Here is a 13,873-nt window from a genome sequence, read left to right on the forward strand (position 1 = left end):
AGCGTCGGTACTCGGTCATAGACTGGCGACCCTATGAGCGATTCCTTCGTGCACCTGCACAACCACACTGAGTACTCGATGCTCGACGGTGCCGCGAAGATCAGGCCCATGCTGGCAGAGGCCCAGCGCCTGGATATGCCTGCGATCGGGATGACCGACCACGGAAACATGTTTGGCGCCAGCGAGTTCTACACCAAGGCCACCGAAGAGGGCATCAAGCCGATCATCGGCATCGAGGCATACGTTGCGCCGGCGTCGCGGTTCGACACCCGGCGGGTCACCTGGGGCAATCCTGGCCAGAAGGACGATGACGTCTCCGGCAGCGGGTCCTACACGCACCTGACGATGGTGGCCGAGAACGCGACAGGCCTGCGAAACCTTTTCAGGCTGTCGTCGCTGGCATCGTTCGAAGGTCAGCTCGGCAAATGGGCGCGGATGGACGCTGAGCTGATCGCCGAGCACGCCGAAGGGATCATCGCGACTACCGGGTGCCCCTCGGGGGAGATCCAGACACGGCTGCGGCTCGGGCACCAGCGTGAGGCGGTGGAGTCCGCCGCGAAGTGGCGCGAGATCTTCGGCGCCGACAACTACTTCCTCGAGCTGATGGATCACGGCCTCTCCATCGAACGCAGGGTGCGCGACGGTCTCCTCGAAATCGGCCGCACACTGGGCATTCCAGCGCTGGCCACCAACGACTGCCACTACGTCACCCGCGATGCTGCTCACAACCACGAAGCCCTGTTGTGCGTGCAGACCGGCAAGACGCTGTCGGATCCGAACCGCTTCAAGTTCGACGGCGACGGCTATTACCTCAAATCGGCGGCCGAGATGCGCCAGCTCTGGGACCAGCAGGTGCCCGGTGCGTGCGACAGCACGCTGCTGATCGCCGAGCGGGTCAGTTCGTACGCCGATGTCTGGCAGCCGCGCAACAGGATGCCGATCTTCGCTGTTCCCGACGGTCACGACGAGGCCTCGTGGCTTCGTCACGAGGTGGATGCCGGGCTAAGCCAACGGTTTCCGAACGGCCTGCCCGACGGATACGGCGAGCGTGCGGCCTACGAGATAAAGGTCATCTGCGACAAGGGTTTTCCGTCGTACTTTCTGATCGTCGCCGACCTGGTGGGCTATGCACGGTCGGTGGACATCCGCGTCGGCCCCGGCCGCGGCTCGGCCGCCGGATCGCTGGTCGCCTATGCGCTGCGGATCACCGACATCGACCCGATCGAGCACGGGCTGCTGTTCGAGCGCTTCCTCAACCCGGAGCGCGCCTCGATGCCCGACATCGACATCGACTTCGACGACCGCCGCCGCGGCGAGATGCTGAGATACGCCACCGAGAAGTACGGGCATGACCGCGTCGCGCAGGTGATCACGTTCGGCACCATCAAAACCAAAGCAGCGCTGAAGGACTCGGCGCGCATCCACTACGGGCAGCCGGGCTTCTCGATCGCCGACCGGATCACCAAGGCGCTGCCGCCTGCGATCATGGCGAAGGACATCCCGCTGTCGGGCATCACCGACACCGGCCATGACCGGTTTAAGGAGGCGGCCGAGGTTCGGGGTCTGATCGAGACCGACCCCGAGGTGCGCACCATCTACGAGACCGCGCTCGGGCTCGAAGGCCTGATCCGCAACGCGGGCGTGCACGCGTGCGCGGTGATCATGAGTTCCGAACCGCTCGTCGACGTGATCCCGATGTGGAAACGCAATCAAGACGGCGCGGTGATCACCGGCTGGGATTACCCGTCGTGCGAGAACATCGGCCTGCTCAAGATGGACTTCCTGGGCCTGCGCAACCTGACGATCATCGGCGACGCGATCGACAACATCAAATCCAACAGAGGAATCGACCTCGAGCTGGAGTCGTTGCCGCTCGACGATGCCGCCACCTACGAGTTGCTTGGCCGCGGTGAGACTCTCGGCGTGTTCCAGCTCGACGGCGGCCCGATGCGTGACCTGCTGCGGCGCATGCGCCCCACCGGTTTTGAGGACATCATCGCCGTCATCGCGCTGTACCGGCCAGGCCCGATGGGCATGAATGCCCACAACGACTACGCCGAACGCAAGAATCAGCGGCAAGCCGTCAAGCCCATTCATCCCGAGCTCGAGGGGCCGCTGCGCGACATCCTCGCCGAGACCTACGGCTTGATCGTCTACCAGGAACAGATCATGCGCATCGCGCAGAAGGTGGCCGGGTACTCGCTGGCCCGAGCCGACATTCTGCGCAAGGCGATGGGCAAGAAGAAGCGGGAAGTCCTCGAGAAGGAGTACGCCGGGTTCGCAGAAGGCATGCAGGCCAACGGTTTCTCCGAGGCGGCCATCAGGGCGCTGTGGAACACGGTGGAGCCGTTCGCCGACTACGCATTCAACAAGTCGCATGCCGCCGGCTACGGCCTGGTCTCCTACTGGACCGCCTATCTGAAGGCCAACTACCCGGCCGAATACATGGCGGGGCTGCTCACCTCCGTCGGCGACGACAAGGACAAAGCTGCGGTGTACCTCGCCGACTGTCGCAAGCTGGGGATCACAGTGCTCCCGCCAGACGTCAACGAGTCCGTCCTGAACTTCGCGTCGGTGGGCGCCGACATCCGGTACGGCCTGGGCGCGGTCCGCAATGTCGGCAGCAACGTGGTCGGCTCAATCATCCAAACCCGCAGCAACAGAGGAAAATTCACAGACTTCTCCGACTATCTGAACAAGATCGACATCGCGGCGTGCAACAAGAAGGTCACCGAGTCGCTGATCAAGGCAGGCGCTTTCGATTCGCTCAGCCATCCCCGCAAGGGTCTGTTCCTGGTCCACACCGACGCCGTGGACTCCGTGCTGGGCACCAAGAAGGCCGAGGCGATGGGGCAGTTCGACCTGTTCGGCTTCGGCGACGAGAGCGGGGACGGCCCCAGCGCCGACGCTGTCTTCACCATCAAGGTGCCCGACGACGAGTGGGACGACAAGCACAAACTCGCTCTGGAGCGGGAGATGCTGGGGCTGTACGTATCTGGGCATCCGCTCGACGGTGTCGCGCACATTCTCGCCGGGCAGGTCGACACGCAGATTCCGGCGATCCTCGACGGTGACGTGCCCAACGACGCCCAAGTTCGCGTCGGCGGCATTCTGGCGTCGGTGGAGCGGCGCGTCAACAAGAACGGAATGCCCTGGGTGTCAGCGCAGTTGGAGGACCTCACCGGCGGCATCACGGTGATGTTCTTCCCGCACATCTACTCCACCGCAGGGGCCGAGATCGTCGACGACGCGGTCGTACTCGTCAACGCGAAGGTCCGAGTGCAAGACGACCGAATCTGTCTGATCGCGAACGAGCTCGTGGTTCCCGATTTTTCGAAAGCCGCGGCCAACCGGCCCGTCGCGGTGAGCATGCCCACCCGGCAGTGCACACCCGACAAGGTCACAGCCCTCAAGCAGGTGCTCGCCCGGCACCCGGGCCCGGCTCAGGTGCACCTCCGGTTGGTCAGCGACGATCGGGTCACCACGCTCGAACTCGATCGGTCGCTGCGGGTGACGCCGTCTTCCGCGTTGATGGGGGATCTCAAGGCGCTGCTCGGTCCGGGCTGCCTCAGCGGCTGAGCCCGCGAGGTACGCCAACGGTTTGCTGGGAAACCGAACAAACACGCGTCGTAATGGCGCGGAGGTCATTAGTCTGCGAGCAGCGTTAGCTGTTGGTATGACGAATCCGAGTAAGGCAACCGATGCCCCGCATCTTCCTGAGCCATTCGGGCAAAGACAACAGGGAGGCGACCGCGCTCAAGCGGTGGCTGGAACAGCAGGATCCGTCCTTCAAGCGGCAGATATTTCTCGATATCGACCACGAAACCGGGATGGTTGGCGGTGAAGAGTGGCGGGAGACGTTGCAACGAAACCTGCAAAGCTGTGAAGCACTGCTTTGCCTGATTTCGAAATCTTGGGAGAGCTCGTTCGAGTGCGGAGGCGAATTCAACTACGCAGTGCACAATCGAAAAACGATCTTCTGCGCGCGGTTGGAGCCTGACAGCGGCACCGGCGAAATCTCGAAGCTTCAACGTCGCGAACTGTTTGTCGCCGATGGGTCATCGGCCACGCAGATCGACCTGGACGACGATCGGCCACCCGTTGAATTTCGCAGCGATCAACTCGATCTCCTGCTGAGGGACATCCGCGCTTTCCTCGGGCCAGATTCCTTCCGCCGCCGGTGGCCACCCCGCGACGATCCGATGCGCGCGCCGTATCGCGGATGGTTGCCGTTCGAGGCGCAGGACGCCCCCGTGTTCTTCGGTCGGGATGCAGAGATTGCAAGTGCACTTCGCAAATTCGACGAGCTTTATTCCAGTGGTGGAAACCGGCTGTTCGTGATCCTCGGCCCGTCAGGTACGGGCAAATCGTCATTCTTGCGTGCAGGGATCTTGCCGCGGCTGGACTTCGATCAGCGCTTCACGCTTCTCGATGTCGTCCGGCCTCGAAGCAACGTCCTGACCGGTGAGTTCGGATTAGCCAATTCCCTTGCCGCGAGCCGTAAACGGCTCGGTCTTCACGATCCGAGCCTCGAAGAAATCGAGGACGACTGGATCACAAGCACGCCGAAGGTCCGTCAGCTGCTGACCGAGTGTCAGCACCGGGCGATGAGAGAGTCGGGCGACCCCAACGCGCCTCAGACACTGGTCATGCCGCTGGATCAGGCCGAGGAATTGTTCTCAGCGGAGGCCGGCGCGGAGGCGAAGGTCATGCTGGCGCTTCTCGGCGACCTGCTGGCTACTTCGAGCGACGCATCGGGCCAGACACCGCTGCGGTTGATCGTCGCGGCGACGATTCGCAGCGACCGCTATGAAGCAATGCAAACCGCCGAAGAGTTGGACGGCCTGGACCCGCTATTGTTCGGCCAACTCGGGCCGATGCGGGGGTCGGACCGGCTGCGCCAAGTCATTGTCGAACCGGCGCGGTTGTCGACTGAGCGCGGCCGCCGGTTGGTCATCCAAAGTGACCTTGTCGGTCAGCTACTTGATGATGCCGAGGCGAATACGGGCGAAGGCGATACTTTGCCCCTGCTTTCGGCAACGCTCGAACTGCTCTATAAGAAATATGGCGATACGCACGAGTTGAAGACCGAGCAATACAAGCGGATCGGCGGCATCGACGGTGTTGTCGAGACACAGATCAACGAGATCCTGTCCCCGGATCCATCGGTGCGGGCGGATCAATTGACAAGGCTGCGTGAGGCTTTCATTCCCTACTTGGCGACCGTCGTCGCCGTGCAGATTCCCGGCGAGCAGCGCGAGGAAGACAAGTCCATGCGACGCATCGCACTGTGGAGCGATCTGCCGGAGACAAGCAGTGAGCTGGTCGAGAAGTTCGTCGAGGCGCGAATACTGGTCAGAGGCAAGCGAAGGCTGAGCGGCGCAGGCGAGCAGGACGTCGTCGAGATTGCGCTGGAACGGTTCTTGGATCTCTGGCCCGAGCTGAAGGAATGGCTGCGCGGGGAAAGTCAGAATCTCAAGGCGGCGGACGAGCTGCTTCAGGGAGCCTTGGTATGGCAGACGCGCGGCCGCGACGCGGCGTATTTGTTGCCAGGCGACCGTCTCAAACAGGCACAAGAACTCGCTGATTCCAAGACCTACAGCAGAAAACTCGAGCCGACCCGCGAGTTTCTTCGGGCGGGACGAGAGCAGGAGTCGCGGCAGCAGGAACGCAAGCGGCGGGTGCTGGCAGCTCTACTCGCCGTGGCGGTGGTCTTCGCGATGGCGGCCGCCGGCTTGGCCGCATGGGCCCTTCAGCAGCGGGAGGTCGCGCAGCGCAATGCCCGGGATGCGACCGCCCAGAAGCTGATATCCGATGCGCAGGCCATTCTCGCCGACACGCGCCAGGGAGACGATGTGCTCGCGTTCCAGGAGCTGTTGGTGGCAAGAAAGCTCGCTACCCACCCCGACGAACGGCCGCTCCTCGATGCGCTCACCAAGCGACCCACCACAGCGCTCATCCTCAGGACCCAGGATCCTGTCGTCAGCGTTGCGTATGCAGAGCGCGGGCATCGGCTTGTGGCGGCAGAACATCAACGCGTCCGCACGTGGGACACCAATTCCCCGTCGTGGCGAAATACTATCCGCGACGGCAATGACCGCGCGCTGACACCGAGGGTCGACCTCACCAGTGTCGCGATCGACCCCGACGGGCGCAAGATCGCCGCTGGTGCCGTAGACGGAACCGTGCAGCTATGGAATCTGGATGACAGAAATCCTGAACCGAAAGTGCTTGCCTCGCAACATGGTCAGCGTGTCACGCGCGTCGCGTTCAGTGCCGACGGACGATACCTCGCCTCGGTGGGCATCGACGGGATCATGAATGTGTCGAATCCCGATGGAAGCGACAACCACTCGATAACGACGCCCGGGGAGTTGTCGACCGTCGCCCTCAGTCCTGACGGAGACCGCATTGCAGCCGGAGCGCCCGACGGCACCATACGCGTCTGGGACGTCGCGGACGTCATCCAACCGAACGGCGCTGCGACGGCGGGACGGCCGATCGGCAACGCGCACCCGGGTGGCGTCATGAGCGTCGCCTTCAGCCCCAACGGCGAGCTCATCGCGTCGGGTGGCGCCGACAACACGGTGCGGCTGTGGAGGGCCGCGGAACTGACTCCGGTCGCACTCATGCCGAAGGGCCACACTGCGCCGGTAACCAGCGTCGCGTTCAATCTCGACGGAACGCGTCTGGTGTCCGGCAGCAACGACAAAACGGTTCGGTTGTGGGATGTGGCGCTCCACCAGCGAATCGGCGACCCGATGGTCGGCCACGAGGGCCTGGTGCCGACGGTCGCGTTCGTGGGCGACCAAATCATCAGTGGCGGCAACGAACACACAATGCGATTGTGGAACACGTCTATCAGTCAACCGATCTCAGATCCGCTGGATCGCCATGGCGGCGCGGTGACCAGCGTCGCGGTAAGTCACGACGGCCACCGCATCGCATCTGGAGGTGTGGACGGCTCGGTCTCACTGTGGAATTCGGATACGGGCACGGAGATAGCTGAAATGCCGGCACCTCGCGGAACGGTCACCCGTGTCGTTTTCGATGCCACTGACCGTACCGTCATTTCCGCAAGCTCCGACGGAAACATCCGGCTGTGGCGGACAGACGCTCCGGATAGCGACGCCGTAACGAAAATTGAGACGGGACGGCCGTTATCGGCGCTCGCGATAAGCCCCGACGGCGATCGGCTCGCATCAGCGGGCATCGACGGGCAAATCACCATGTGGCAGCTGCCGGCGGGACACCCGACGCCATTCGAGAACAAAGACCACGCCGTCGTGGCAGATGTCGCGTTCAGCCCCAGCGGCGACCGCTTGGCATCAGCCAGCGCCGGCGGGAAGCTGCGCATGTGGCAGCTGCCGGGAGCGAATGAACTGTGGGATGCCGACGCTGCCAGCAAATTGCCTGAACCGTTCGCCCGACAGCACCATTTAGCCGACCGACATTCGGGTGCGGTACTGAGCGTGGCATTCAGCCCTGACGGTCGGCGGCTTGCGTCGGGGAGTGCGGTCTGGACAACCGAACCGGTCCGAAATGTCGGAGCGACATCCGAGTCAATCTCTGTCGGAGTGGTTCAGCAGTGGGATGCGACGGGTCAACCCGTGGCGCAACCGATCCAAATAGGTTCGGGCGTAATGAGTCTGGCGTACAGTGCCAATTCGGACGACCCGGTCGGCGCTCGGCTAGCCGCGGCGAGCTTCGACCCGTACAACGTGCAGATCTGGGGCGCTGACAGCCCCGATCAAGCGCTGGTGGCGTTTTCGGGTCATCAGGCCCAGGTTGTCGGCGTGGTGGTCAGTGGTCAGGGGCGGCGCATCATCTCGGGGAGCGCAGACGGCACTGTACGGCTGTGGCCCAATTTGCCGACAGTGCGCGCCGAGGACGCGATCTGCGCCATGCTGACCGAGAACATGAGCCAAAAAGAGTGGGACACGTCAGTGTCTGGTGACATTGACTATCGCAAGGGATGCGACGAGCTACCAGACGCTGGTGACACTCCTAAATAATCGGAACCCGCAGCAGTCCCGCGCGCCGGATCTACTTGTTGTAGAGGTAGATGATCGCGCCGACGCCGCCGGTGCAGGTCGCATATTTCTCCGAGGCGAAGCACGCCAACTGGTAGGTCTTCTGCGTGGCCGGGCTGTACACGGAAAGTGGAAACATTCCCGTCTTCGGCCCGTGGCGCGATGCCTCGGTACGTATCCGCTCGACGAACGCGCATGTGGTCATCGGCGTTCCGCTCGCACCGGCGTTGTACGGCGTCGTCTCCTTGGCTTGGGGTTCGCAGGGCACGGCGGCTGGTGGTAGGGCGGGCTCCGACGGCCTGGTGGCCCGCGGACCGGCGTCATTTGCGGTGCGCTGTGCGTCAATTGGCCGTGAAGCGAACAACAGCACGGCGACCGCGGCAACCAACAGCAGGACATTGGCCGCCAACACCACCGGTCGTGCCGGGATGCGACGCAGATTCGCTGCGATCTTCGTGGGCCACAACATTGCAGAGAAGTATTCCCGTTCAGGCCGGCGATTGCGTTCGCTTTGCTGGAACCGAAAGGGGCCAGACTGCGCCCGCGATTCCATCTGGCCGGGCGATTCTCGCGCGACGGCGGTTTCGGCCCGCACAGCAACCAAGAAGCTTCAGGTCACTCCCAGGTGCAGACGCAACAACCGGGCTCGGTGAAGACTCACCGCAACACGTTGACCGCGCGGGCGAACACCAACGCGATCGTCGACACCGCCACCAGCGCCTGCACCGTCATCATCGCCTTTGCCCGATGCGTCAAAGGCATGGTGTCCGTGGGGGAGAACGCCATCACGTTGGTGACGCTGACGTACAGGTAGTCGAGGAATCGGGGCTCCCAATCTTTCGGCGCCACCTGGCGTGCATCCATCTGCGGGAACATGAAGTCGGGGTACCGGCGCTTCGGGTCGCGCTTCGCCAGCGGCGCCTGGCGGGCGAATGGGCCGCCCAGATCCAACTCCCAATACCAGATCCCGAAGACGATGATGTTCGTGACGAACACTGCGGCGCCGCTGCCGAGCAGAACCTCCGGGTCGTTGCTGACCTCCCCGGTCAGGATGCGGTAGTCGAGCAAGATCGCCGACGTCGTGTTGTCGATCGTGATGGCCGCGAGCAGCACAAAACTGGCCCACCGGCCGTACGTCGTGTCGCGCGTCAGACGCTGGGGGTTGAGTGTCACGAGAATGACGAGGAGGAGCAACTCCATCGCGATCAGCGGCCAGCGGGGCACCACGGTATAGGCCACCGGGATCGCGCGTTGCATGACGATGGCCGCGATCAGTGCCACCAGCACGGGCCAGCGGCTCTCCGGATTTCCCGGCTGCAGCCACGCAGGAAGGCGCTGTTCGGCGCCCTTGGCCAGATTCTCGGCGCGCCGAACGACGTCTTCGTGCTCTTGCCGCCGTTCCCCGCTTTCGTCCATGGTCTGGGCCGTACGCTACCCGTCATGACAGAGCAACCGACGACGCTGTGCGAGGCGTTTCAGCGGACCGCGGCGATCGACCCGGATGCCGTGGCCTTGCGAGAAGTCGGCGACGCGCGAACCGTCACATGGCGCGAGTACGCCGAACACGTCCGCCGCGTGACGGCGGGGCTGGCCGCGCTCGGCGTGCGCAAGGGCGACACAGTGACGCTGATGATGGCGAACCGTATCGAGTTCTATCCGCTGGACGTCGGGGCTCAGCACCTCGGCGCCACGTGCTTTTCGGCGTACAACACGCTGGCCGCCGAGCAGCTGACCTACCTGTTCTCGAACGCGGGCACGAAGGTGGTGGTCTGCGAGGCGCAATACGTCGACCGCGTGCGGGCCAGCAGTGCAGCGATCGAGCACATCGTGTGCATCGACGGATGCCCGGACGGAACGATGACGCTTGACGAGATGCTGGCGGGGGGAGACCCGGACTTCGACTTCGAATCGTCCTGGCGTGCAGTAAAACCTGACGATATCGCGACGTTGATCTACACGTCCGGCACCACCGGCAATCCCAAGGGCGTCGAGATGACGCACGCAAACCTGATGTTCGAGTCGATCGGTGTCGAGTCGGTCCTCGACGTCGAATTCGGTGACAGGATCACGTCCTACCTGCCGTCCGCGCACATCGCCGACAGGTGGGGCTGCCTGTACAGCCAGGAGGTGTTCGGCACGCAGGTCACGGTGGTGCCCGATGCGCGGGCGATCGCCGCGGCACTGCCCGATGTGCGGCCTACCATCTGGGGGGCGGTCCCGCGGGTATGGGAAAAGCTCAAGGCGGCAATCGATTTCGCGGCCGCTAATGAGCCCGACGAGACCAAGCGGCTGGGTCTTCAATGGGGACTAGCAGTTGCCACGAAGAAGGCGGCAGCCCTGGTCGCGGGGGAGCCGGTGCCCGACGATGTCGCGGCCGAGTGGGCGCAGGCCGACGAACTGGTGCTGTCGAAGCTGCGGGAGAAGCTCGGGCTCGATCAGCTCCGGTGGTCGGTGTCCGGGGCGGCGCCGATTCCGAAGGAGACGTTGGCCTTCTTCCTCGCACTCGGGATCCCGATCGTCGAATTGTGGGGCATGTCCGAGCTCAGTTGCGTGGCGACGGTGAGCCATCCGCGCGATGCCCGGCTGGGTACAGTCGGCAAGCTGATCCCCGGCATGGAGGGCAAGATCGCCGACGACGGCGAGTTCCTGGTCCGCGGCCCGTTGGTGATGAAGGGCTATCGCAAAGAGCCGGAGAAGACGGCAGAGGCAGTCGATGCCGACGGCTGGCTGCACACCGGCGACATCCTCGACATGGACGACGACGGCTACCTGCGCATCGTCGACCGCAAGAAGGAGCTGATCATCAACGCCGGCGGCAAGAACATGTCACCGGCCAACATCGAGAACACGATCAAGGCTTCGTGCCCGCTGATCGGCGTGATCATCGCGCTGGGCGACGCGCGCCCGTACAACACCGCGCTGGTTGTCCTCGATGCGGAGTCGGCCGGGCCCTATGCCACCCGCTATGGGCTGCCCGACGCGTCACCCGAGACACTCGCCGCACATCCGGACGTGATCAAGGAGATCGGCAACGGTGTCGCCGAGGGCAATGCCAAGCTGTCCCGCGTCGAGCAGATCAAGCGGTTCCGGGTGCTGCCGGCCTTCTGGGAACCCGGCGGCGACGAGATCACGCTGACGATGAAGCTCAAGCGCAAGCCGATCAACGAGAAATATTCGGCCGAGATCGAGGAGCTCTACGCGGCTGAGCCGGGTCCACTGGTGCAGGACGCGAGCAGTCGCAGCTAGCGGACGCGAGGAGCAGAAAGGGCCTAGCTGCGGAAGTGTTGCAGGCCGGCCTGGATGAGCCAGATCAGTGTGCCGACCGCGGCGCCGGCGAGGACGGCAGGGGCGGCGGTCATCGTGGCGAGCGCGATAATCCCGGCGACGACGAGGCCGGCCACGAGCGCGATCACCTTGTAGCGCGGCCACGCCACCCCGGCGATCGTCATCTCCGGCGACTTCGGGGCCGCGATCGCCTGAATGTGCTCAGCCGTCGTCATCTGTTCAGGGTACCCCTCGATCATGATTTCGGGTAGCCGAAACACTCCGGCGCTCCCAGGTCTGGCGCCTATGGTTGGGTATGCCTCTTTCTGGTGAATACGCTCCTAGTACGTCTGATTGGGCCCGCGAGAACGCCGAAAAGTACATGGAATCCGGCGGCACCGAGGGCACTGAAATGCAGGGCAAGGCGGTCATCCTGCTGACCACCGTCGGCGCGAAGACCGGCAAGATCCGGAAAACGCCGTTGATGCGCGTCGAACACGACGGCGAGTACGCCGTGGTCGCGTCGCTGGGCGGCGCCCCGAAGAATCCGGTCTGGTACTACAACATCAAGGCCAACCCGCGCGTCGAGCTGCAGGACGGCACCGAGACCCACGACTACGACTCACGTGAGGTGTTCGGTGACGAGAAGGCCGCGTGGTGGGAGCGCGCCGTGGCGGCGTGGCCCGACTACGCGAACTACCAGAAGAAGACGGACCGCCAGATTCCGGTGTTCGTCCTGACCCGCGCGGACTAGTAATACCTGGTGACGTGGCACCATTGACCGGTGTCCGCTGAACTGAACCTGACCGATCGCGAGGGGCCGCTGTCCGCGGCCGATGTCGACGCGGCGGCCAAGCGAATTTCGGGGGTGGTGGCGCCAACGCCACTGCAGCTCAGCGAGCGACTGTCGGCGGCGACCGGTGCCACCGTGTACCTCAAGCGCGAGGATCTGCAGTCCGTCCGCTCGTACAAGCTGCGCGGGGCCTACAACCTGCTGATGCAGCTCACCGAGGAGGAGCTCGCCGCGGGCGTGGTGTGCTCGTCGGCCGGAAACCACGCGCAGGGTTTCGCGCACGCGTGCCGGTCGATGCGGATCAGCGGCCGTGTGTACATACCGCGCAAGACCCCGAAGCAGAAACGCGATCGCATTCGCTATCACGGCGGCGAGTTCATCGAGCTGATCGCGGTGGGGTCGACGTACGACCAGGCTGCAGAGGCCGCCCTGGCGGACGTCGCGCGCACCGGCGCCACGCTGGTGCCTCCGTTCGACGATCCGCGGACCATGGCCGGCCAGGGCACCATCGCAGCCGAAATCCTCGAACAGCTCGACGGCGAACCGGACCTGGTGATCGTGCCGGTCGGCGGCGGCGGCTGCATCTCGGGCATCACCACCTATCTCGCCGAGCGGACGACCAATACGGCGGTGCTCGGCGTCGAACCTGCCGGCGCGGCCGCGATGATCGCCGCGCTCGCCGCCGGAGAGCCCGTCACGCTCGCCGATGTCGACCAGTTCGTCGACGGCGCAGCGGTGAACAGGGCGGGAACGCTCACCTACGCGGCGCTGGCCGCGGCGGGCGACATGGTGACGGTGACCGCGGTCGACGAGGGCGCCGTGTGCACGGCGATGCTGGGCCTGTACCAAAACGAAGGCATCATCGCTGAGCCAGCGGGCGCTCTGTCGGTGACGGCGCTGCTGGAGACCGATGTCGTCGAGCCCGATACCACCGTGGTGTGCTTGATCTCGGGCGGCAACAACGATGTGTCGCGCTACGGGGAGATCCTCGAAAGGTCGCTCGTGCACCTGGGCCTGAAGCACTACTTTCTGGTGGATTTCCCGCAGGAGCCGGGCGCGCTGCGCCGGTTTCTCGACGGGGTGCTCGGGCCGAACGATGACATCACCCTGTTCGAGTACGTCAAGCGCAACAACCGCGAGACCGGCGCTGCACTGGTTGGCGTCGAGCTCGGCTCCGCCGAAGACTACGACGGGCTGCTGACCAGGATGGCGGCGTCGGACATGGACGTGGAGGTGCTCGCGCCCGACTCGCCGGCCTACCGGTACCTGATCAATCCGTAGCGGCTAACTCGCTGCAGATTCATCAGCCGGATCGATGACGACGAGGGCATCGTCGTTGGCGCGGAAGATCCGCGCGATCGGCAGGCCGAATTCTGCGGCAAGATCAGCAAGCATCGACGCCCACTGTCGGTCTGCTGGCGAAATCGGGCCTCGTCCCGGGCGCGTCAAGAGCAAGGCGATTGTGGTGTCGTCGTTGAATTCATCGATTACGTGACGAAGAGCCGCCATCGTCGATTCGACATATCTGCGCCTTGGCCGCGGCCCGAGTTCGACTTGGGTGAGCGCCTTGATCAAGCGCCGATCCGGCCCGATGAATCCGATCCACAGGAGCCGCTCCCCGAATCCTAACGGCCCCATCAGGGCTCGCCAGCGTTCGCCCAGATCGGCGGTCGAGAAGATGGGATCGGTAGCTGACTCGATCGGAGGCGGTGCGTAGGGACATGCCATGTTGCGAGCGTCGTCTCGACACCCGATCGCGACAACGCGCTATCCACAGGTGCCT

Annotated in this window: 9 protein-coding genes; 5 read left to right on the plus strand and 4 right to left on the minus strand. The window is 64.3% G+C overall.

Annotated elements, in window-relative coordinates; all coding sequences use genetic code 11:
* Positions 1-33: 33 nt before the first annotated feature.
* The gene (dnaE, locus tag QOH60_RS19670; protein ID WP_526423468.1) at positions 34-3,579 is read left to right on the plus strand and encodes a DNA polymerase III subunit alpha; all 3,546 of its coding nucleotides are present in this window, start codon (positions 34-36) and stop codon (positions 3,577-3,579) included.
* 122 nt (positions 3,580-3,701) lie between these two features.
* Positions 3,702-8,015 carry an nSTAND1 domain-containing NTPase gene (locus QOH60_RS19675; RefSeq protein WP_526423470.1) on the plus strand — a complete coding sequence of 1,438 codons (4,314 nt, stop codon included), beginning with the start codon at positions 3,702-3,704 and terminating at the stop codon, positions 8,013-8,015.
* Positions 8,016-8,046: 31 nt separating this feature from the next.
* Here the strand turns inward: QOH60_RS19675 and QOH60_RS19680 are convergent, their stop codons facing one another.
* Both QOH60_RS19680 and QOH60_RS19685 read right to left on the minus strand, forming a co-directional pair.
* Positions 8,047-8,502, minus strand: coding sequence for a hypothetical protein (locus QOH60_RS19680; protein WP_526423472.1), 456 nt, complete (start codon positions 8,500-8,502; stop codon positions 8,047-8,049).
* A 188-nt stretch (positions 8,503-8,690) separates the two neighbouring features.
* On the minus strand, positions 8,691-9,449 hold the full coding sequence (locus QOH60_RS19685; protein WP_526423474.1) for a hypothetical protein: 759 nt from the start codon (positions 9,447-9,449) through the stop codon (positions 8,691-8,693).
* Positions 9,450-9,473: 24 nt separating this feature from the next.
* Between QOH60_RS19685 and fadD11 the strand changes: the two genes are divergently transcribed.
* A complete protein-coding gene (gene fadD11, locus QOH60_RS19690; protein ID WP_526423476.1) occupies positions 9,474-11,279 on the plus strand; it encodes a fatty acid--CoA ligase FadD11 in 1,806 nt (601 codons plus the stop codon).
* 23 nt (positions 11,280-11,302) lie between these two features.
* Here fadD11 and QOH60_RS19695 read toward each other — a convergent pair whose 3' ends face one another.
* Complete coding sequence (locus tag QOH60_RS19695) at positions 11,303-11,533, minus strand: hypothetical protein (protein ID WP_526423478.1); 231 nt, start codon at positions 11,531-11,533, stop codon at positions 11,303-11,305.
* An 80-nt stretch (positions 11,534-11,613) separates the two neighbouring features.
* On the opposite strand from QOH60_RS19695, the gene QOH60_RS19700 reads away from it, so the two are divergent.
* Both QOH60_RS19700 and ilvA read left to right on the plus strand, forming a co-directional pair.
* Positions 11,614-12,051 carry a nitroreductase family deazaflavin-dependent oxidoreductase gene (locus tag QOH60_RS19700; protein ID WP_526423480.1) on the plus strand — a complete coding sequence of 146 codons (438 nt, stop codon included), beginning with the start codon at positions 11,614-11,616 and terminating at the stop codon, positions 12,049-12,051.
* A gap of 30 nt (positions 12,052-12,081) precedes the next feature.
* The gene (gene ilvA / locus QOH60_RS19705; RefSeq protein ID WP_526423482.1) at positions 12,082-13,371 is read left to right on the plus strand and encodes a threonine ammonia-lyase IlvA; all 1,290 of its coding nucleotides are present in this window, start codon (positions 12,082-12,084) and stop codon (positions 13,369-13,371) included.
* A gap of 3 nt (positions 13,372-13,374) precedes the next feature.
* Here ilvA and QOH60_RS19710 read toward each other — a convergent pair whose 3' ends face one another.
* Positions 13,375-13,818 (minus strand): hypothetical protein, encoded by a 444-nt coding sequence (locus tag QOH60_RS19710; protein ID WP_526423484.1) that lies wholly within the window; start codon positions 13,816-13,818, stop codon positions 13,375-13,377.
* Positions 13,819-13,873: the final 55 nt, after the last annotated feature.

Source organism: Mycobacterium sp. (assembly GCF_032159765.1).
Classification (GTDB): domain Bacteria; phylum Actinomycetota; class Actinomycetes; order Mycobacteriales; family Mycobacteriaceae; genus Mycobacterium.